Origin of the sequence: Arthrobacter sp. FX8, assembly GCF_026723805.1 — a bacterium.
In the GTDB taxonomy this organism is placed as follows: Bacteria; Actinomycetota; Actinomycetes; order Actinomycetales; family Micrococcaceae; genus Arthrobacter.
The window spans coordinates 1,075,782-1,095,547 of the sequence record NZ_CP113505.1; the positions used below are offsets into that span (position 1 = coordinate 1,075,782).

Annotated in this window: 15 protein-coding genes; 10 read left to right on the top strand and 5 right to left on the bottom strand. The window is 68.9% G+C overall.

Annotation, left to right across the window (positions count from 1 at the left end; genetic code table 11):
• Positions 1–3,492 (top strand): thiol reductant ABC exporter subunit CydD, encoded by a 3,492-nt coding sequence (gene cydD / locus OUO20_RS04915; RefSeq protein WP_268002936.1) that lies wholly within the window; start codon positions 1–3, stop codon positions 3,490–3,492.
• 30 nt (positions 3,493–3,522) lie between these two features.
• Here cydD and OUO20_RS04920 read toward each other — a convergent pair whose 3' ends face one another.
• Positions 3,523–4,041 (bottom strand): DinB family protein, encoded by a 519-nt coding sequence (locus OUO20_RS04920; RefSeq protein ID WP_018769686.1) that lies wholly within the window; start codon positions 4,039–4,041, stop codon positions 3,523–3,525.
• Between the two features lie 67 nt (positions 4,042–4,108).
• On the opposite strand from OUO20_RS04920, the gene OUO20_RS04925 reads away from it, so the two are divergent.
• Together OUO20_RS04925 and OUO20_RS04930 are read left to right on the top strand one after the other, a co-directional pair.
• Complete coding sequence (locus OUO20_RS04925) at positions 4,109–5,113, top strand: ABC transporter ATP-binding protein (protein WP_223994790.1); 1,005 nt, start codon at positions 4,109–4,111, stop codon at positions 5,111–5,113.
• A complete protein-coding gene (locus tag OUO20_RS04930; RefSeq protein ID WP_134164378.1) occupies positions 5,103–5,903 on the top strand; it encodes an ABC transporter permease subunit in 801 nt (266 codons plus the stop codon). The genes OUO20_RS04925 and OUO20_RS04930 overlap by 11 nt, the downstream gene beginning before the upstream one ends.
• Before the next feature lie 34 nt (positions 5,904–5,937).
• On the opposite strand, the gene OUO20_RS04935 is transcribed toward OUO20_RS04930, so the two are convergent.
• Positions 5,938–8,457 carry a DNA gyrase/topoisomerase IV subunit A gene (locus OUO20_RS04935; protein WP_268002938.1) on the bottom strand — a complete coding sequence of 840 codons (2,520 nt, stop codon included), beginning with the start codon at positions 8,455–8,457 and terminating at the stop codon, positions 5,938–5,940.
• 77 nt (positions 8,458–8,534) lie between these two features.
• Between OUO20_RS04935 and OUO20_RS04940 the strand changes: the two genes are divergently transcribed.
• From OUO20_RS04940 to OUO20_RS04960, 5 genes are all read left to right on the top strand, one after another.
• The gene (locus OUO20_RS04940; RefSeq protein ID WP_268002939.1) at positions 8,535–11,219 is read left to right on the top strand and encodes a bifunctional acetate--CoA ligase family protein/GNAT family N-acetyltransferase; all 2,685 of its coding nucleotides are present in this window, start codon (positions 8,535–8,537) and stop codon (positions 11,217–11,219) included.
• A 41-nt stretch (positions 11,220–11,260) separates the two neighbouring features.
• Entirely contained in the window at positions 11,261–12,004 is a 744-nt protein-coding gene (locus OUO20_RS04945) for a DUF5998 family protein (protein WP_018769691.1), read from the top strand.
• Between the two features lies 1 nt (position 12,005).
• On the top strand, positions 12,006–13,244 hold the full coding sequence (locus OUO20_RS04950; RefSeq protein WP_268002940.1) for an alkaline phosphatase family protein: 1,239 nt from the start codon (positions 12,006–12,008) through the stop codon (positions 13,242–13,244).
• Complete coding sequence (locus OUO20_RS04955; RefSeq protein WP_018769693.1) at positions 13,237–13,968, top strand: thymidine kinase; 732 nt, start codon at positions 13,237–13,239, stop codon at positions 13,966–13,968. The genes OUO20_RS04950 and OUO20_RS04955 overlap by 8 nt, the downstream gene beginning before the upstream one ends.
• 97 nt (positions 13,969–14,065) lie before the next feature.
• Positions 14,066–15,541 carry an HNH endonuclease signature motif containing protein gene (locus tag OUO20_RS04960; RefSeq protein ID WP_268002941.1) on the top strand — a complete coding sequence of 492 codons (1,476 nt, stop codon included), beginning with the start codon at positions 14,066–14,068 and terminating at the stop codon, positions 15,539–15,541.
• Positions 15,542–15,580: 39 nt separating this feature from the next.
• On the opposite strand, the gene OUO20_RS04965 is transcribed toward OUO20_RS04960, so the two are convergent.
• From OUO20_RS04965 to OUO20_RS04975, 3 genes are all read right to left on the bottom strand, one after another.
• The gene (locus tag OUO20_RS04965; RefSeq protein ID WP_026265995.1) at positions 15,581–16,186 is read right to left on the bottom strand and encodes a dihydrofolate reductase family protein; all 606 of its coding nucleotides are present in this window, start codon (positions 16,184–16,186) and stop codon (positions 15,581–15,583) included.
• Positions 16,187–16,295: 109 nt separating this feature from the next.
• The gene (gene sepH / locus OUO20_RS04970) at positions 16,296–17,618 is read right to left on the bottom strand and encodes a septation protein SepH (protein WP_268002942.1); all 1,323 of its coding nucleotides are present in this window, start codon (positions 17,616–17,618) and stop codon (positions 16,296–16,298) included.
• A gap of 150 nt (positions 17,619–17,768) precedes the next feature.
• Positions 17,769–18,257 carry a DUF3093 domain-containing protein gene (locus OUO20_RS04975; RefSeq protein ID WP_018770730.1) on the bottom strand — a complete coding sequence of 163 codons (489 nt, stop codon included), beginning with the start codon at positions 18,255–18,257 and terminating at the stop codon, positions 17,769–17,771.
• 115 nt (positions 18,258–18,372) lie between these two features.
• Between OUO20_RS04975 and dut the strand changes: the two genes are divergently transcribed.
• Entirely contained in the window at positions 18,373–18,891 is a 519-nt protein-coding gene (gene dut / locus OUO20_RS04980; RefSeq protein WP_018770731.1) for a dUTP diphosphatase, read from the top strand.
• A 107-nt stretch (positions 18,892–18,998) separates the two neighbouring features.
• A complete protein-coding gene (locus OUO20_RS04985) occupies positions 18,999–19,712 on the top strand; it encodes a DUF3710 domain-containing protein (RefSeq protein WP_223994800.1) in 714 nt (237 codons plus the stop codon).
• The last annotated feature ends 54 nt before the right edge of the window (positions 19,713–19,766 follow it).

The following is a 19,766-nucleotide window of genomic DNA, read 5'->3' on the forward strand; positions in this document are numbered from 1 at the left end:
GTGCGGCCAACCTTCCCTGCCGGCCCGGCCACCCGTTCAGCGATCTACTGGCTGGGGCTGCTGGCCGCGCTCAAGGCACTGTCACTGGTGCTGATTGGCCAGGCCGTGGCCTCCATCCTGGCCGGACTCGCCGCCGGGAACCCCGCCTGGGCAACCCAGCTCGCTGCCGGGCTCGCCGGCGTCGTCCTCCGCTCCCTGACCGTCTGGGGCCAGGCCGTCGCGGCCCGCCGCGCAGCGCTGGGGGTCAAGGAAGAACTCCGGGGAGAACTGCTGGAGCGTGCCCTGCGCACGGGCGTCCGGTCCACCGGCCCGGGTGACGGCGGCCTGGCGGTGCTGGCCACCCGCGGCCTGGACGCCCTGGACAGCTACTACACCCAGTTCCTTCCCGCGCTGGTCAACTGCGCCGCCGTGCCGCTGCTGCTGGGGGCGCGGATCCTGTTCGCAGACTGGGTGAGCGCGCTGGTCATTGTACTCACCGTGCCCCTGATCCCGCTGTTCATGGTGCTGATCGGACGGTACACCGAGGACAGTGTCCGCCAGGCCCAGGCGTCGCTGGGCCGGCTGTCCGCACACATGCTGGAACTCGCCAAGGGCCTGCCGGTCCTGGTGGGACTGGGCAGGGCCACCGCGCAGCGCAAGGCCCTGGAGGAAATCTCCGAAGAGTACCGCTCCCGCACCATGGGCACCCTGCGGACGGCGTTCCTTTCCGCCCTGGCACTGGAACTCATCGCCACCATTTCGGTCGCCGTGGTGGCGGTCTTCATCGGCGTCCGGCTGGTCCACGGCGACATGCCGCTGGAAGCCGGGCTGCTGGCGCTGCTCCTGGCACCGGACTGCTACCTTCCGCTGCGGGAACTGGGCACCGCCCACCACGCCAGCGACGACGGCAGGGTGGCACTCGCGGAAACAGCCGCCGTGACCGGCGCAGCCGAGGCAACACCCCTGCCGGCGGCCAGGGCCGGCAGGCCCGGCGCTCCACTCGAGGTCACCGGACTCACGGTAACCTACGCCGGACGGTCAGGAGCCGCCGTCGGCCCCCTCACCTTCACCGCCCCCCAGGATCGGATCACCGCCCTGGACGGACCCAGCGGTGCCGGCAAGAGCACTGTCCTGGGCGTACTGGCCGGAACCATCGGCGCCGGTGACGGGACGGGCATTACCGGATCCATCAGCGGCCTGGACCGCAGTTCCGTAGCCTGGGTGCCGCAGCATCCCGTCATGGTGGCCGGAACCGTGCTGGAGGAGGTGCTGCTGTACCTCTCGCCGGACCCCACCCATGGCCCCGACCGCTTTACCGGCGAAGAGACTGCCCGCCGCTGCCTGGAGAGGGCCGGAGCCGCCCACCTGGCAGCGAAGCACCAGGCGGAGCTGAGCCCGGGCGAGCTGCGCCGCGTGGCACTGGCCCGCGGACTGGCCAGGATCGAGGCCGGTGCCACCCTCCTGCTGCTGGACGAGCCCACGGCACACCTGGATGACGCCTCCGCACTCATTGTGGAGGAGGCCATCCGGCGGCTCCGCGGCCAGGCCACCGTGATCCTGGTGGCCCACAACCAGCGCACCCGCCGGCTCGCAGACCTGCTGGTGCCCGTCGTGCCGGCGGTCCGGGCTGCCGCAGCACCGCACCACGGCGGCGGCGCAACCGGCATCCTGCCCGGCCCCGGCGGAAGCGGCTCCACCCAACCCGGCTCCGCAGACCCCGCTTCCACCGGCAATGACAGCGCATGCGTTGACGACGCGGCGGAAGCCGGCACCAGCGGGTCCGTCAGGAGTGCCGCAAGCGTCCAGCCTGCCGCAAACGTCCAGGCTGCCCCAAGCGTTCGCGCTGCCCGAGGCGCGGCCCGCCTCCTGGCGGCCCTCCTGGCGCCGGTGCGGGGCAGGTTCGCCGCCGCTGCTGTCGTGGGCACCCTGGCGGCCGTCTTCGCCGTCGCGCTTTCCGGCCTTTCCGGCTGGCTCATCATCCGGGCCAGCGAGCAGCCGCCCATTCTCTACCTGCTGACGGCGATCGTCGGCGTCCGGTTCTTCGGCATCGGCCGGGCCGTTTTCCGCTACTGGGAGCGGCTGCTGCTGCATGATGCCGTCTTCGCCGCGCTCACCCGCCTGCGCGGCCGGCTCTGGGAATCTCTGAGCCGCAGGGCGCTGTCGCTGCGCCGGCTCCTGCAGGGCGGCAACGTGCTGGGGACGGTCATCGACGATGTGGACACGGTCCGCGACCTCCTTCCACGCGTGGTCCTGCCACCCCTCACGGCGCTCGCGGTTTCCGTCCTGGCCGTGGCTGCCACCGGCGTGCTGGTGCCGGCGGCCCTTCCCGCAGTGGCCGGCGCGGCCATCAGCGGCCTGCTGCTGGCACCCGCGGCCGCCCTGTGGGGAGACCGCAAATCCGCCAACGCCGAGCAGTCCCTGCGCTCCGGGGTCCTGCGCCGCGTGACGGCAGCCCTGGACGCCAGGGCGGAACTGCACGCAAACGGCGTGGCAGCCCGTGTGCTTGAGGCGCTGCTGGCGGAGGACCGCGACGCCACGCGCGCATCCCAGCGCTCAGCCTGGGCCGACGGGCTGGGACACGCTGTTGCCACCGCCGCCTGCGGCACCGCCGCACTGGCCGCCGCATGGCTGGCGGCTCCCGGGGTCCTTGCGGCCCAGGTTGCCCCGGCCACGGCAGCCGTGGTGGTCCTCCTGCTGCTGGCACTGGTGGAACCCTACGCAGCGATGACGACGGCGGTCCGCCAGTTCCCCGCGCTCCGTGCCGTGATGCGCCGGGTGGGGGAGTCGGGCGCCCTTGACGGCCGCCTCGACGTGTCTGCTGGGATGCAGTCCGTTCCCGGCCGCGCCGGCGGCACTCCGGGCCTTGAACTGGTGGACCTGGCCGCGGCCTGGCCCGGAGACGTCCCGGTCTTCTCCGGCGTGTTCGCGGTGGCGGGTCCCGGGCGCTGGCTGGCGGTCACCGGACCATCGGGGTCGGGAAAGTCCACCCTGCTCTCGGTGCTGCTTGGCTTCCTGCCGCCGGCCGCGGGACGGGCGCTGGTCACCGGCCGGGCGGCGTGGTGTCCGCAGGAGGCACACCTGTTCGACTCCACCATCCGCGGCAACCTCATGCTGGGCCGGCCGTCCGGGAAGGGTGCACCAACCCTGGCGGACGACGAGCTGGAGTCTGTCCTGGCCGCCGTCGGACTTGCCGGCCTGGTGGCCCGGCTGCCGGCGGGCCTGGACACCCGGATCGGTCCCGGCGGTGCCTTCCTGAGCGGCGGCGAGCGCCAGCGGCTGGCCGTGGCGAGGACCCTGCTGACCGGTGCGGAGGTGATCCTGCTGGATGAGCCCACTGCCCACCTGGACGCCGAATCGGCGGCAGCCATGCTGGCGGACCTTCGCACGGGACTCCGGGACCGCACCGTGGTGCTGGTTACCCACAATCCCGCTGACATCAAGGCCGGCGACGCCAGGCTGGATCTTTCGGCCTTCGCCGGACAACCCCGGGAATCGTTGGCCGCTTCCCACTAAGGCGGGACGGTCCCCGGCGTGCCTGCGCCTTTAGCCGCTGACGTCGTGAAGGTGGTGGACGACGTCGTGCAGGAAGTACTGGGACAACGTGAGGACGGTGAACTGCGAGCCGTTGCTGCGCAGCCCCTTGCGTCCCCAGTCGTCCTCATGGACTCCGGCGAAGGACTCGGCGGCCTGGTGTCCTTCCGCCGCCAGTTCGCGGCCCACCTCGGCCGGATCGGCGTTGGCGTAGTCCTTCTCGATGGCGGTCCGGTCCTGGTCCCAATCCTCGAAGCGGGCGTCATCCTCTGCCAGCATCAGGTTCAGCCGCTGGTCGAACAGCGCGAAAACGTCCCGCACATGGCACGCGTACTCCAGCGCGGACCAGGTGTGGTCATCGGGGCGCTGCGCCGCGTCCGGCCGGCGCAGGACGGCGAGCCACCGGGGGATCAGGCTTTCGATGCTTCCCGGTACCGTTGCCGGGGTGGCGCTGGAAGCGTCGAAATGGCATTCCGGGCAGGGGCGGGACAGGACCCAGGTCCAGTCCTTTTCATCAGGAACGATAGGCATGGGAGCAGTCTAAGCGGTGGGCCGAAAGACTCTGGGACCCGTGCAGCGCCCGGCATAGCCTTGCCGCATGAGCCCGGAAGAGCGCGGGGGTGCGGAAAGCGGTGCGGAAAGCGGCGCGGAAAGCGGTGCCGAAAGCATGGTGCGGCTGGCGGGCCTGACCAAGCGGTTCGGCCGCAACACTGCGCTCGACGGCGTGACACTCACCATTGGGCCGGGCGAGGTGTTCGGCTACCTGGGCCCCAACGGGGCAGGCAAGACCACCACCATCCGGCTCCTGATGGGGCTGCTGCGGCCCACGTCCGGTACAGCGTCGGTGCTGGGACTGGACGCCTGGCGGCAGTCCCGGGACGTCCACCGCCTGGTGGGCTACGTGCCAGGTGAGCCGGCGCTTTACGACCGCCTCACCGGCAGCCAGCACGTGGCCTACTGCGCCCACCTCCGGCACCGGGACGACGGCAAACGGGCGGCCGAGGTGGCGGCCCGGCTGGAGCTGGACCTGGGCCGGCCCGCACGCACGTTGTCCCGCGGCAACCGCCAGAAGCTCGCCGTGGTCCTGGCGGTGATGTCGCGGCCGCGGCTGCTGGTGCTGGACGAGCCGACCAGCGGAATCGACCCGCTGGTGCAGCAGGTTTTCCATTCCATCCTGCGTGAACATACTGCCGAGGGCGGCTCCGCCTTGTTTTCCTCCCACGTGCTGGGCGAGGTGGAGCGCGTGGCAGACCGCATCGGGGTGGTGCGCCAGGGACAGCTGGTGGCGGTGGAGCGGCTGCAGGACCTCGCCGCACGTTCACTGCACCGGGTCCGGGCCCGCTTCGCGGCGGAGGTGTCCGCGACGGAGTTCGCCGACGTGCCTGGCGTGCGGGACCTGCTGGTGGATGGGACCACGTTGAGCTGCAATGCGCCGCAGGCGGCCCTGGATGCGCTGCTGAAGCTGGTCAGCGCCCGGGAGGTGGTGGACTTCGAATGCTCTGAAGCGCCGCTGGAAGAGACGTTCCTGAGCTACTACGGAATGGACGGACCCGACAGCGCCAGCCTCGCCGGCGCGGGAACGGCGGCGCGCCATGCTGGCTAACGTCCTGCTGAAGACGCTCCGGGACCAGGGCAGGCTGCTGGTGGCGTGGGCCGTCTCCCTGGCACTCATCGTGGCAACGTACGCGGCAGTTTGGCCCGCGGTGAAGTCACAGCCCTCCATCAGCAGCTTCATCGAGCAGATGCCGGAGGCGTTCCGCTCGCTTTTCGCCACCTCCAGCGCCGACATGTCCACTCCCACCGGATACATCCAGGTGGAGCTGCTGTCCTTCATGGGGCCGATTGCGGTGCTGATCTATGCCATCAGTTCCGGCGCGGGCGCCATCGGCGGGGAAGAGGACCGGCACACGATGGACCTGCTGCTTTCCAACCCCGTGGGGCGGGGCCGGGTGGTGGTGGACAAGTTCCTGGCCATGGTGCTGGGCACCTTCCTGCTGGCCGCCGTGCTGGGAATATCGCTGGTGCTGGAGGGCAGCATGGTGGACCTGGTGCTTCCGGCCGGCAAGGTGGCTGCCGCCATGCTGCATTTAGCGCTGCTGGGCGTCGTTTTCGGTACCCTTGCCCTTGCCCTTTCAGCAGGGACCGGACGGACCGGCCTCAGCCGCGGTGTTCCGGCCGTGCTGGCCGTCCTCGCCTACATCGTCAACGCCCTCGCGCCGCTGGTGGATGCCTTCGACCGCATCCAGAAGGTGTCGCCGTTCTTCCAGTACGTTGCCCACGACCCCCTGCGGCAGGGCGTGGCTTGGGACAGCGTGCTGGTGTCCGCTGCCACCGTTGCCGTGCTGCTGGGGCTTGCCGTCGCCGGCTTCCGGCGCAGGGACATAGCGGGCTGAGCGCCGGACGCGCGGCATCGCCCGTGGCGCCCGGCTATTCCCCGGCTGCCGGTCCGTCCGTCCATGCCATCGCCGGGCCCACTGCTTCGACGGCCTGTGAGAGCGGGACGCCGGAGCCGTCGCGGCGGCCATGCTCCTGCGGCAGCGACCGGGCCACCCCGGCAGCGGATGAAGCCTTGGCCGGGCCGTGCCCTGCCCAGGCCAGCAGCAGCATGTCCTCACCCTTCAGGAACCGGTGCGACCGGACTCCGGCGGTGGCACGGCCCTTGGCCGGATACTCGGAGAAGGCTGTGACCTTGGCGGTGCCAGGGGCCGTGCCCGGCAGGGCGCCGTTGGTCCCGGCGATGGTGACCACGACGGCGGCCTCGTCCTTGGGCTGGACGGCGCCGAAGAAGATCACCTGGTCACCTGCGGCGAGCTTGATGCCCGCCATCCCGCCGGCGGTACGCCCCTGCGGGCGGACGGCGGCGGCGGGGAACTTCAGCAGCTGGGCCTCCCTGGTGAGGAACACCAGTTCGGTGGCATCGTCACCGGCAGGAGCCACGCCCACCACGGTGTCCTTGTCCTTGAGGGTGATGACTTCCCAGTCTTCCCGGTTCAGCGGGTAGTCCGGCTGGACGCGTTTCACCACGCCTTGGGCGGTGCCGATGGCCAGGACCTCATCCAGGCGCACGAACGCCACCAGGGTTTCGCCCTTCACCAGCGTGAGGAAATCCTTTGCGGGGACGCCGCCCGCCAGGTTGGGCAGTCCGGCCACCGGCGCCAGGACCGGCATGTCCATGACCTGCAGCCGGAGCATGCGGCCCAGCGACGTGACGGCGGCGATTTCGCCGCGGGCCGACGTCTTAACCACTGAGGTGTACACATCATGCTTGCTCCGTGGCCCTGCCTCGGCCAGTGGCTCCTGGTTGCCGGTGCGGGCTATCTGGCCGGACGCGGTGAGGATGGCCCAGCAGGGGTCGTCCGCGATCTCCAGTGCCAGCGGCACGGCCTTGCCCTTCTTCCCGTTGGCCCCGGCAAGTTCGGCGGACGCAACGGTGGGGGACACGGCCTCGGACTCCAGCAGCACGGTGCGGCGCGGGGTGCCGTGGTCTTCGGCAATGGCACCCAGTTCGTCGGAAACCACGGTGCGCAGCCGTTCCTCCGAGCCCAGGATCGCCTCCAGCTCCGCGATCTCACGGCGAAGCTCGTCCTGCTCCTTCTCCAGCTCGATCCGGGAATACTTGGTCAGCTGCCGGAGGCGCAGTTCCAGGATGTAGTTGGCCTGGATTTCGGTGAGGTCGTAGATGGACATCAGCCGCTCGCGGGCCGCGGCGGCCTCGTCCGAGGACCGGATGATCTGGATGACCTCGTCAATGTCCACGATGGCGATGAGGAGGCCCTCCACCAGGTGCAGGCGGTCCTTCTTCTTCCCGAGCCGGAAGGCGGTCCGGCGCCGGACGACGTTGATGCGGTGGTCGACGTAGACACGCAATAGGTCCACCAGGCCCAGCGTCTGCGGCTGGCCGTCCACCAGGGTGACGTTGTTGATGCCGAAGGAGTCCTCCATCGGCGTGTAGCGGTACAGCTGCTGCAGCACCGCGTTCGGGTTGAAGCCGTTCTTGAGCTCGATGACCAGCCGCAGGCCGTGCTTGCGGTCCGTCAGGTCCACGATGTCGCTGATGCCGGTCAGCTTCTTGGCGTTGACGGCATCCTTGATCTTCTCGATCACCTTTTCCGGGCCCACCATGTACGGCAGTTCGGTGACCACCAGGCCGGTGCGGCGCGCGGAGAGCTGTTCCACCTCCACCTTGGCCCGGGTCTTGAACGAGCCGCGGCCGGTGGCATAGGCGTCACGGATGCCGTCCAGGCCGACGATCCGGCCGCCGCTGGGCAGGTCCGGGCCCGGGACGAACCGCATGAGGTCATCCAGGGTTGCGTCAGGGTGCGCGATGAGGTGCCGGGCGGCGGAGATGACCTCGACCAGGTTGTGCGGGGCCATGTTGGTGGCCATGCCGACGGCGATGCCGGTGGCGCCGTTGACCAGCAGGTTGGGGAAGGCGGCGGGAAGGACGTCCGGCTGGGTCAGCTGGTTGTCATAGTTGGGGACGAAGTCCACCACGTCTTCGTCGAGGTGGTTGGTGAGGGTGAGGGCGGCCGCAGCCAGCCGGGCTTCCGTATAGCGGGGTGCTGCCGGGCCGTCGTCGAGCGATCCGAAGTTGCCGTGCCCGTCGATCAGCGGCAGTCGCAGCGAGAAATCCTGCGCCATGCGCACCATGGCGTCGTAGATGGCGGCGTCGCCGTGGGGGTGCAGCTTTCCCATGACTTCGCCCACCACGCGGGCGCTCTTGACGTGGCCCCGGTCCGGGCGCAGCCCCATGTCGCTCATCATGTACAGGATGCGGCGCTGTACCGGCTTCAGCCCGTCGCGGGCATCCGGGAGGGCCCGGGAGTAGATCACCGAGTACGCGTACTCCAGGAAGGAGCCCTGCATTTCGGACGTGACATCGATATCGACGATGTTTTCCGTGTAGTCGCTCTCCACGATGGGCTTGGAACTTTGGCGGCGGGCCATGGGGTTTGGTGAATCCTTCTGGGGTTACTGTGCAGCCTTGGGGGTGTGCTGCGTTAGTTTTTGGCTAGGCTAAGCCTATGGTGGATCAGCCCGGGGACGGCGAATATCCGGAACATTGGGAAGCCGATGTCGTCCTGCGTGACGGCGGGACAGCGCATCTCCGGCCCATCCATCCGTCGGACGCGGACGCCGTGCAGGCCTTCCACACCGGACAGTCGCAGAATTCAATCTACATGCGCTTCTTTGCGTTCAAGGCCAGGTTGTCGGCCAAGGAGCTCAAGCGCTTCACCGAAGTGGACTACAAGGACCGGGTGGCGTTCGTCATCACCATCCGCGGCGAAATCGTCGGCATCGGCCGCTACGACCGGCTTGCCGATCCCACGGAGGCCGAAGTTGCTTTCAACATCTCCGACGCCCACCAGGGCCGGGGAATCGGCTCCATCCTGCTGGAGCACCTTGCCGCCGCCGCGCATGAAAACGGGATCCGGAAGTTCACCGCCGAGGTGCTGCCGGCAAACCGCAAGATGCTGATGGTCTTCTCCGACGCCGGCTACGACGTCAAGCGCCATTTCGACGACGGCGTCGTCAGCCTCGAGTTCAACATCGACCCCACCGAAAAATCGCGCGCCGTCATGGAATCCCGCGAGCACCGCGCCGAGGCGAGGAGCGTCCGGGACCTGCTGGCGCCGTCGTCCGTTGCCGTCATCGGTGCCAGCCGCAAATGGGGCACCGTGGGGTACCAACTGCTGGAGCACATCATCGAGGGCGGCTTCCACGGGTCCGTGTACGCCATCAACCCGGAGGCGCTGGAACTGGCCGGGATGATGTCCTACGGCAAGCTCTCCGAAGTCCCCGAGCCCGTCCAGCTGGCAATCATCGCCGTTCCCTACGAGGAAGTGGCCGGCGTCGTGGCGGAGTGCGCGGCAGCGGGCGTCAAGGGCGTTGTGATCGCCTCGGCAGGTTTTGCCGACGACGGCGAGCGGGGCCTGCTGCGGCAGCGCGCCCTGGTGCGCCAGGCCCGGGCCAGCGGGATGCGGGTGATCGGCCCGGCGTCGCTGGGCATCGCCAACACTCACCCGGACGTGTCGCTGAACGCGTCGATGGCGCCCACCATGCCGCTGCGCGGCGGCCTGGGCCTGTTCAGCCAGTCGGCCGCCATCGGCGTCTCGCTCTACGCCGCCTCGGCCCGGCGCCGGCTGGGACTGTCCAGCCTGCTCTCGGCAGGCAACAGGGCGGATGTCTCCGGCAACGACATGATGCAGTACTGGGAAGACGATGCCGACACCTCCGCCGTAGGCCTCTACCTGGAGTCAATCGGCAACCCGCGCAAGTTCTCCCGGATCGCACGGCGCCTGGCCCGCACCAAGCCGGTCATCGTGGCCAAGTCGGACACCATGGGGCTCCGTCTGCCGCCCGGACATGCCGTCCGGACCACCCAGGCGCCGGCCGGGGCGCTGGATGCCATGCTGCGCCAGTCGGGCGTGATCCGCGTGGAAACCGTGGAACAGCTGGTGGATGTGGCGCAGGTGGTGTCCGGGCAGCCACTGCCCGCCGGAGCCGACGTCGCCATCTTCAGCAATTCCCAGGCGCTGGGCAACGTGGTGGCGGACAGTGCCGCCGCGCACGGGCTGGGCGTTGCCCGGGTGGTTTCGGGACTGGACCTTGATGCCGGCCAGTCGGTGGCCCTGCCCGCACTGCGGACCGCCCTCCTTGACGCCCTGGCCTCCGATGCCGTGCACGCCGCCGTCGCCGCGCTGCTGCCTGCCCGCGGGCTGACTGCCGACGCGGTGGCGCAGGTCCTGGCCGAATGTTCAGCCACTGCCGGGAAGCCGGTGGTGGCCGCCTTCACCGGCATCCTGGACCCCGCCATCAACGTGGAGGGCCTGGTGGGAGCGGAGGGCTGTACCGTCCCCTGCTTTTCCAACCCCGGGGCTGCCGTGGCCGCGCTCGCTGCCGTGGTCCGTTATGCGGAGTGGGCCGGCCGCGACCAAGGGCATTTCGTCGAACCCGCCGGCTGCGACCCCCGCAAGGCGGAGGCCGAGCTGGACGCCCTGCTCGGGGACGTCACGGGCGACCAGCTCAAGCAGCTGGACCCGGCCGCGGCTGCTTCGCTGCTGAAGCATTACGGCATCTCAGTCCTGCCCTCTGCAGGATTCACCACACCGGACGAGGCCGTGGCAGCGGCAGATGCGCTGGGCTGGCCGGTGGTGCTGAAAACCACCGACCCCGCGCTGCGGCACCGGCTTGACCTTGGCGGGGTCAGGCTTGGCATTGAGGACGCCGAATCACTGCGCCAAAACGTGGTGCAGATGCGGCGCGCGCTCGCGGCCTACGGTGATCCCGCCCTGGAAGTACAGGCGATGGCGCCGGTGGGACAGGCCTGCACCTTCCGTGCCATCGAGGATCCGTTGCTGGGCCCGGTCATTTCCTTCGGCCTCGCCGGCGACGCCGTCAACCTCCTGGACGACTGGTCACACCGGGTTCCGCCGCTCTCCGCGGCGGACGTGCACGACTTCATCCGAGCTCCGCGGGCGTCCCGGAAGCTCTTCGGCTACCAGGGCCTGCCGGCTGTCGACGTCCCTGCGCTGGAGGACCTGGCCGCCAGGCTGGCCTGGATGAAGGACAACCACCCGGAGATCGCGCTGGTGGAATTCAACCCGGTTTTGTGCGGCACCGCCGGGGCCACCATCCTCGCCGCTGATGTACGCATCGGCAACGCCGCGCAGCGCACGGACAGTGCCCGCCGCGCCATGCTGGGCTGACGCGGTTAGCAAGTGACCGGACGATCTGTGAAAATGGGGGCATGAGCTTCCAGCCTCCCGCTTCGGCGCCCGAAACGCCCGGCAATGAAAACCAGGCACTCCGCCAGCACAGCTCACACAACCACGGAACACAGGGCCAGAGCCTGGAAGACGCGCTGCAGAAGGCAGGCTTCTACCCCCGCCTGGTCTCCGACGTCGTCGACGACGCACTGGACGGCCGGGACTGCGTGGCCCACCTGGTGCACCTCGAAACCCACTTCGACCGGGCAGAGGTGCGCCGCCACATCACCGTGCTGGTCCTCACCGCGGACATGCTGGTGATCACCCACGTGGACGACCAGCAACTGGACGAGGCGGGGGAGCAGATCGTCGCCCAGATCTCCACCGAGTCCGTTCCCGTGGCCCAGATCCGGTCCGTGGTCCTGAGCTACATGTACGCCCAACCGCAGAACTACAAGCCCTCCGACCCCGTCCGGGAACTCACGTTGTCCATTGCATGGTCCGGTGGCCAGCGACTGGACATGGGTCCGGCCAGCTGCGGCGATCCGCAGTGCGAAGCTGACCACGGCTACACCGGAACCATCGCCCAGGAAGACATCGTGCTCCGCATCAGCGCGGAGGCAGACGGGCTGCAGGCAGTGCAGGACGCCAAGCTCTTCGCCAGGGCCCTGCGGGCGGTCAACACCGGTTCCGCGGCTCCCGTAACCCACGCCCAGTCCATGGGTCCGCGGACGCGGTCCGGGGTGTTCGGCAACCGGCTCAGCCGCGGGCACCAGCAGCGCTGAGATGCCGGAAGACCGCCACCGCGCCATCCAGGAAACCCCAACCATCGGCCGCACGCCCGACCTTCCAGCCCCTCCCGCCTACGGACAGCGTTCCGTGGCTGAAGTCCTCACCAGCGCCGCGGCAAGCCTCGGCGTGGTGGGCTTTACCAATACCCTTGGGCTACCGGACGCGTCCCGGGTCTGCGTTGTACTGGCTGATGGCCTGGGCAGGAACCTGCTGAAGCAAAAAGCGGCCCACACGCCCTTCCTGCGGTCCGTGATGCAGGCGGGGCAGGGCGAGGTCCCCGTGTGGCTGGATTCCGCCTTCCCTTCCACCACGGCGGCAGCGCTGTCCAGCTTTGGAACCGGACTTCCCCCGGGCCAGCACGGCATGGTGGGCTACGACGTCCTGGACCCTGACCAGGACAAGGTGGTCAATCTGCTGGGGAACTGGGATCCGGGCGTTGACCCGTCCACCTGGCAGCCTTTCCCCACGGTGTTTGAACAGATCGCCGAACAGGTGGACGTCAGCACCGTCAGCCTCTCCCAGTTCGACGGCTCGCCCATGACCCGCGCCGCGCTGCGGGGCGGCAGGTTCATCTCCGGGATAACCGCGCATGCGCGGACCGCGGCCGCGGCCGAGGCCATGGCGGCCTCCGGCCCGTCCCTCATGTACTTCTACGTCAACGAACTGGACAAGGCGGGCCACCGCCACGGCTGCCGTTCCGAGCAGTGGGAACACCAGCTGGAGGAGCTCGATTCCACCGTCAAACGGCTCAACTCCAACCTTCCCGCCGGCACCACCATTGTGCTCACCGCAGACCACGGCATGTTGGACGTCCCGGAATCCCAGCGGATTGATTTCTCCACCGACCCCGGGTTGGTGGACGGGGTGCGCCATACGGCCGGTGAACCGCGGATGGTGCACCTGTACCTGGAGGAGGCGGACCTGGAAGCCGGTGCTGGAGCAGCGGAACGGCTGCTTGCCGCCTGGAAGGCGCGGTTCGGCGACCGGGTATGGGCCTTTACGCGCCAGGAAGCCGTTGCCGGGGGACTATTTGGTGACGTCCGTCCCGCTGTTGCGGGCAGGATCGGTGACGTGATGATCGCGGCGCGTGACGCCGTCGCACTTTATGACGGCCGGCGGATGCGGCCCACCGCCATGGAAGTGGTGGGCCAGCACGGCTCGCTGACGAAGGCGGAGCGGGAGGTCCCGCTGCTCTGCTTCACCGCCGAAGGAAGGAACCGCCGGCGTGGCTGAACTCATCTTCTTCTCCGGCACCATGGACTGCGGCAAATCGACGCTGGCGCTGCAGATGGACTACAACCACCGGGCCCGCGGCCGCGGCGGCGTCCGCTTCAGCCGCAACGACCGCGCCGGAGAGTCCCGGATCTCCAGCCGCCTGGGCCTGGAGACGGACGCCGTGGAGGTGCTGGACAGCACCGACTTCTGGGAAGAAGTCATGCTTCGCCGCACCCAGGGCCAGCGTGTGGATTACCTGATCTGCGACGAGGCCCAGTTCTACTCCCCGGAGCAGGTGGAGCAGCTGGCCAAGGTGGTGGACGAAATCGACGTCGACGTCTTTGCCTTCGGCATCACGGCCGACTTCCGCACCAGGCTGTTCCCGGGTTCGCAGCGGCTCATCGAGCTTGCCGATCGGGTTCAGGTGCTGCAGGTGGAGGCGCTCTGCTGGTGCGGGCGGCGTGCAACGCACAACGCCAGGACGGTCGACGGCGTCATGGTCACCGAGGGCGCGCAGGTGGTGGTGGGTGACGTGGACATGGTGGTTGAGGCTGCCGCCGCCCCGGACGCCGGGCATGTACCCGTAGTGGGCTACGAAACGCTGTGCCGGCGCCACTTCATGCGGCGGGTGACGGCCCACGGCGCCAACCTGATGGCCCAGCAGGACCAGTTGCTGCCGTTCGACGTCGACGCCTGCCTCTGGCGCGGTTCCGGCGGACCCGGCGGGAGCCGAGGGGCTTAGCCCCACCCTCTTCGTCAAAGAAACCCCTGAAGCGGGGCTGCCCTTGAAACTGAGGTGGCCAGCTCTGTTTGTCGGACCCCCTTGCCATGATGGGTTTATGGGGAAGGCGGCGGTGGTGAGGGCGTTCGAGGAGATCCGTGCTGCCCTTGCTGTGCTTCAGGCTGAGGTGGACGGGGCGGGTCTGGAGGCGTTCGCGGATGCTGATGCGGTTTTGGATGCTGAGCCTTTCTCGGTTCCTGATCCGCTGGCCGGTCTGGCGGATGGCTGCCTGGATATTCTTGCCGGGGCCCGGGAGGTGGAGGCGCGGGTTGCGGGGGTGAAGGCGAAGGCTGCGGTGGGGTACGCGGAGGCTGCGCATGCTGTGGCGGGCCCGGGGGTGCCGGTGGTGGCGCAGGAGATGGCGGTCGCGGCGGAGATTGGGTGCGTGCTGGCGTTGGGTCCGCGGGCCGCCGGGTCGTTCCTGGCTACCTCACATGCCCTGACCAGCAGCTTGCCGCGGACTTTGGAGGCGTTGCAGTCCGGGACCCTGTCGTGGCAGCACGCGATAGTGCTGGCAGATGAGACGGCGTCCCTTGATGCGGTGGGAGCGGCGGCGTTGGAGGCGCATTTCCTGGACCCTGAAGCACAGGATGCCGCCCGGGGCTGCCCGGTTGGGGAGATGCCGGCGCACCGGTTCCGGGTCAAGGCCCGGACCTGGCGGGAACGCCACCACGCCGAATCGATCGAGAAGCGGCACGCCAGGGGTGTGGCGGAGCGGCGGGTGGAGTTCCGGCCGGACCGGGACGGGATGGCGTGGCTGGGCGCCTACCTGCCCGCGGACCAGGCCCAGGCTGGGTGGAACCGGCTCACCGCTGCCGCACGAGGCCTGCAAGGGCCGGGCGAGGACAGGACCATGCCCCAGCTGCGGGCCGACAGTTTCGCCGCAGCGATCCTCGGCAGCGGCGACACCCGGGGCGGCAGCACCAGCAGGAGCGGGACCAGCGCCGCATCGGGAACTGGCCACCGGCCGTCGCCGGTCCGCGCCGAGGTGCTGGTTACGGTTCCGGTGTTCGCGCTGATGGGTTTGACGGATGAACCGGCGATGCTGGACGGGTATGGTCCGGTGCCGGCGTCGATGGCGCGGCGACTGGTCGCGGACGGGGCGGGCTCGTTTTACCGGGTGTTGGTGGACCCGCGGGACGGGGCGCCGTTGGAGATTGGCCGGAAGAGTTACCGGGTTCCCAGGGCGATGCGGGCCTGGCTGCGGATGCGGGACGGGAAATGCCCGTTCCCGGGCTGCAGCAACACCTCCCTGGGCACGGAGGCCGACCATCTCCTCGCCTGGCACCACGGCGGCACCACCGGAATCAGCAACCTGGGACAGCCCTGCCCGAAACACCACAGGCTCCGGCACACCACCGGCTGGAGACCCACCCCGGCCACCACGAACGAACCACCCGGCTGGACCTCACCCACCGGCCGCCACTACACAAGCGAACACCAGGACTGGGAACCACCAAAGTGGCCACCAGGATTCCTGCCCGGCGAACGGAGCCTCCTCGAAGAGGCACTTCAGGAGTACCTCAGCGCTTGAGCCTTAGAAGCATGTCGCCGTACGGAGACGTTGAGGCCGTCAGTGCACGCGGCGATAGCGGATGTGCGTTGCCAGCGGCGAGTGGAGCACTTCGGCGGGTTCAAAGCCGAAGGATTCAACGCCGTCGAAAATCCGTTCCCCTGACCCGAGCAGCACCGGCGCGATGTCGAGGGTGAGTTCGTCGATTACTCCCGCGATCAGCGCCTGCCGGACGGTAGACGCCCCGCCGGCGATGTCCACGCCTTTGTCCCCGGCGGTGTCACGGGCGGCAGCGTAGGCGGCATCGAAGCCGTCGGTGATGAAATGGAAGGTCGTCCCGCCCTCCATCTGGAGGGAGTCGCGGGCATGATGCGTGAGGACGAACACTGGCGCGTGGTAGGGCGGTTCGGGTCCCCACCAACCGCTCCATTCCCCGTCCCAGTCTCCGCGGATAGGGCCGAACATGTTCCGCCCCATCACATAAGCGCCGCGCGGGCGCATAAGCCATTCGCTGGCCACCTTGTCGGCGTCGTTCGCCCGGGGGTCGCCCAGGTGCCACGCATGCAGTTCCATGCCCCGTCTACCCAAGGGGTTGTCGCGGCTTTGGTCCGGCCCGGCGACGAAACCGTCCAGGGAGATGGACATGTGGCAGGTTGTGTCCGGCACCGCAGACCTCCTGGTGATTGCGCTATGTGAAGCGGCCGTGTGGTGGGGAGCCTAGCACGCGCCCGTGCGTAACGCGGCCAATGCCATCATCGGTGCGGGGAGGGAGCTTCTAGTCGCTCCGCGTGCCAAAAACGATTTCGTCCCAGGACGGCACGCTGGACCGCTTGGGCCGTGCGGGCCGTTCCGGCGCCTCAGTCTCCGGCAGCTGTCCGGTGGAGGGGGAAGCGTCTTCCTGCTTCGCCGCCGGGCGGCGGGGATTGCTGCCCAGCAGCTCGTCCAGCCCGGCGCCGCCGGAAGTTCCGGAACCAGCCCCGGGAGTCGGACCGGCGGGCTTCTGCGGGGACGCCGCAATGGTGATTTCCCTCGTGTCGGTGCTGACGCCGTCGTGAAGCCGCAGCGCATCATCGTGGCTGTCACGGTGCGGCGGAAGGATGCTGAGCCTCGACAGCATTGAAGGCCTGGTGTCCCTGCGCCTGATGAAGGAGTCGCCCTGGGCTGCCGGCGCATCCCGCTGGTCATCCTGCGGTTCCGTCTCCCCGGCCTCCGGTTCAGCCGCCACTTCGGAAGGGCGCGGGTGGGCAGCGGGCACGCCATGGGTCAGCAGCAGCGCCAGTGCGTCGTCGGAATCCTCATCTACGCCCAGGCGCTGGCCGCGGCGGGAGCGGAGCATGTCAAGGAGGCCGTCGGATTCCTTGCCGGAATCCTGCACGGGCACTCCCTGGCCGGCCGGCGACGTCCTGGACGCATCCGCGTCCGTCTCGAAATCAAAGGGGCGGTCGGAAACCGCGGTGAGGCGGCGGGCAGGAACGGGCCCGTCCAGCGGTTCAAGTTCGCTCAGCTGCTGCGCCCAGCGGTTGGTGTTCTGCAGGGACTTCCGTGCCGGGCTGAAGGTCCACAGTGCAGGAGGTTCTTCGCCGATTCCCGAGGTACCCCCGGGCTTGGCTTCGAAGCTTGCTGAGACAGTCCAGGTACCGTCCTGGCGCCGCCAGGAGTCCCACTCCACGGTTGAGGGGTCGATGCCGTGGGCGGACAGGCGGTGGGCCACCATGTCCTCCAGCGTTGCCGGGTTGTCGCCGAAGGCGGACCGGTAGACGTCGTGGCCGGGGGAAGGCGCCGCGACTTCAACTTTCCGCGCCTGCTGGGCAACATATTCGCGCTCCGCCAAGACAGGGCCCTCGTAACGCTCCACCTTGGCCAGCGGCATCCCGGACAGCTCGGCGACGTCCGCAGCCGTGGCACCGGCACGGATCCGTGCCTGGATGTCCCGGGGGGACATGGGAACGGCCGGCCTCTCCGTCCGCGGCCTGGCCGTGGACCGGCTGGCCGTCCTGAGGGCCTCATCGATCGGCAGCTGGAACATCTCGCCGCCGGGCCCGCTTAACAGGAGATGCGTCCCGTCGTCGTGCACGCCTACAAGCCGTAGATCCTGCATACAAATCCTCCACCCTGGCATTACTATCAATCGAAACTCTGCCACCCGGCGGCGGGGAATTGGCTCAAGGAGCAGGGCGCGCCGTCATTTTCCGCTGGAAGCAGGCCCGAAAGGTGCGTGCGGGCGCAAGGACCGGCGGCCCCGGCGGCGTCAGTGCCGCGTAAGGGCTGCCGTCAGCTGGTCCGGATGGCGGGTCGAGGCGAGCCAGTAGGGGGTCCGGTCGGCGGGGTCCGTGATCTCGATTTTTACGACGGGATCGATCCAGCCGCGGATGCACAGGTAGGCGAGCCCGTTGAGCCGGGTGCCCCGTTCCGCGGTCGCCTCCCCGGCCTTGAACTGCTGCACAGCGCCGACGAAACGGCGTTCGATGGTGGCCCTTCCAACGGTGAGGGTGTCAGCCGTGACCGAAATGACGGGGGTGGAAACAACCAGGAGGACCGCGATGATGGCGAAAAGCACCAATGCCGCGGTGTAGCCTGCCGCCATGCTGATGGGGGCGAAAACCAGGATGCCCGCTGCGGAGACGCCGGCCGCGATGATCCAGATCCAGGCGTTGGGCCACAGCTTCTCCCTGTAGACAACAGGTGTCCCGGCAGAGGGTGTGCTGGGAACGGACGCAGGCGAGCTTGAATCGGGCATAGCCCAAGCTTTCCACCTTTGGCCGGCTATTTCACCTTGGGACAGGCTCTGCGGCCCGCCCTCCCCGGGAGTCTCCCTAGGAGTGATTTGGGGGCGCGGGTTAGAGTGAGTGACTGTGACTGATCATCCCGCCACGGTAGACCTTGTCCCGGACGCAGCCTTGCCCGCCACCGCCGCTCCCACCCTGCAGGTCCAGTTGAAGATGCTGGATCCTGAGCTGGAAGCACCGTCCTACGCACATCCGGGCGACGCCGGCGCAGACCTCCGCGCCCGCGAGGACGTGGTCCTGATGCCCGGTGAGCGCAAATTGGTTCCCACCGGCGTGGCCATTGCCCTTCCTTATGGGTTCGTGGCGCTGATCCACCCCCGCTCCGGCCTGGCCACCAAGCATGGCCTGACGATCGTGAATGCCCCCGGCACCGTTGACGCGGGCTACCGGGGCGAGATTTCGGTAACACTGCTGAACACCGATTCGTCCCAGCCCATTGAGCTCCGGCGCGGCGATAGAATTGCCCAAATGGTTATCCAGCGGGTGGAGCACGCCCAATTCATTCCTGTCAGCGAACTGAGCGGATCCGTGCGGGGCACCGGAGGCTTCGGTTCCACCGGCGGGTTCAGCGTCCCCGGAGCCTGACCTTTAGGCTGCACCCGCAGCCACGCCGGCATGCACGACGGCGGAACCTCCAAAGTTTCGCCGGCAGGTTTCAGGACTGGCACTTTTCCAGAATTAAGGAGTCACCCATGGTCTTTGGGTTCGGCAGGAAAGCAAAGAGTGAAGAGCCGGCAGAGCCGGCCGACGAGCTCACGGTTGCGGACGGCGAAGAAAGCGGATCCGCCACCGCCGCCCGCCGCCAGGACGGCCCCTTCGATGAGGCCGAGATCAGCAGCCGCGACGGCTATGTGGATCTTGGTGCCTTGCTGATCACGCCCAGCGAGGGCCTTCAGCTCCGCCTCGAAGTCGAGGAGGCAACACAGCGCGTGGTGGCGGTGACGCTGGACCTGGACGGCTCCAGCCTCCAGCTGCAGGCCTTTGCAGCGCCCAAAACCGAGACCTTGTGGAATGAGATCCGCGAACAGATCGGCCAGTCGGTCGGTGCGCAGGGCGGCCAGGTTGAAGAGGTGGAAGGGGCTTTCGGTACCGAGCTGGTGGCCAAGCTGCCTGCCGGGCTCCCGGACGGGAGCCAGGGCTACCGCGTGGCCCGGTTCATCGGCGTCGATGGTCCCCGCTGGTTCCTGCGCGGCGTCCTGGGCGGACCTGCGGCGCTGGAACGCCCCGCCGCGGAACCGCTCGAAGCACTGTTCCGGCAGGTCGTAGTGGTCCGTGGCGACAGCCCCATGCCCCCGCGGGACCTCCTGCAGCTGAGGCTGCCGAAGGACGCCTCCGCCACTCCTCCGCCCGCCGCGCCCACCCTGGAGGAGCCCGAACGTGGTCCCGAAATTACCCAGATCGGCTGAGTCTCCCCACAACAACCCGGTCCATGCGTCCGGCCGGATCACCCCACTGGAGCA

Coding starts and splice junctions, on each gene's coding strand:
- OUO20_RS04960 (WP_268002941.1), top strand. CDS start 14,066: ATGGGGAAGGCGGCGGTGGTGAGGGCGTTCGAGGAGATCCGTGCTGCC.
- OUO20_RS04950 (WP_268002940.1), top strand. CDS start 12,006: ATGCCGGAAGACCGCCACCGCGCCATCCAGGAAACCCCAACCATCGGC.
- OUO20_RS04940 (WP_268002939.1), top strand. CDS start 8,535: ATGGTGGATCAGCCCGGGGACGGCGAATATCCGGAACATTGGGAAGCC.
- OUO20_RS04930 (WP_134164378.1), top strand. CDS start 5,103: ATGCTGGCTAACGTCCTGCTGAAGACGCTCCGGGACCAGGGCAGGCTG.
- sepH (WP_268002942.1), bottom strand. CDS start 17,618: ATGCAGGATCTACGGCTTGTAGGCGTGCACGACGACGGGACGCATCTC.
- OUO20_RS04935 (WP_268002938.1), bottom strand. CDS start 8,457: ATGGCCCGCCGCCAAAGTTCCAAGCCCATCGTGGAGAGCGACTACACG.
- OUO20_RS04985 (WP_223994800.1), top strand. CDS start 18,999: ATGGTCTTTGGGTTCGGCAGGAAAGCAAAGAGTGAAGAGCCGGCAGAG.
- OUO20_RS04975 (WP_018770730.1), bottom strand. CDS start 18,257: ATGCCCGATTCAAGCTCGCCTGCGTCCGTTCCCAGCACACCCTCTGCC.
- OUO20_RS04925 (WP_223994790.1), top strand. CDS start 4,109: ATGAGCCCGGAAGAGCGCGGGGGTGCGGAAAGCGGTGCGGAAAGCGGC.
- OUO20_RS04920 (WP_018769686.1), bottom strand. CDS start 4,041: ATGCCTATCGTTCCTGATGAAAAGGACTGGACCTGGGTCCTGTCCCGC.
- OUO20_RS04945 (WP_018769691.1), top strand. CDS start 11,261: ATGAGCTTCCAGCCTCCCGCTTCGGCGCCCGAAACGCCCGGCAATGAA.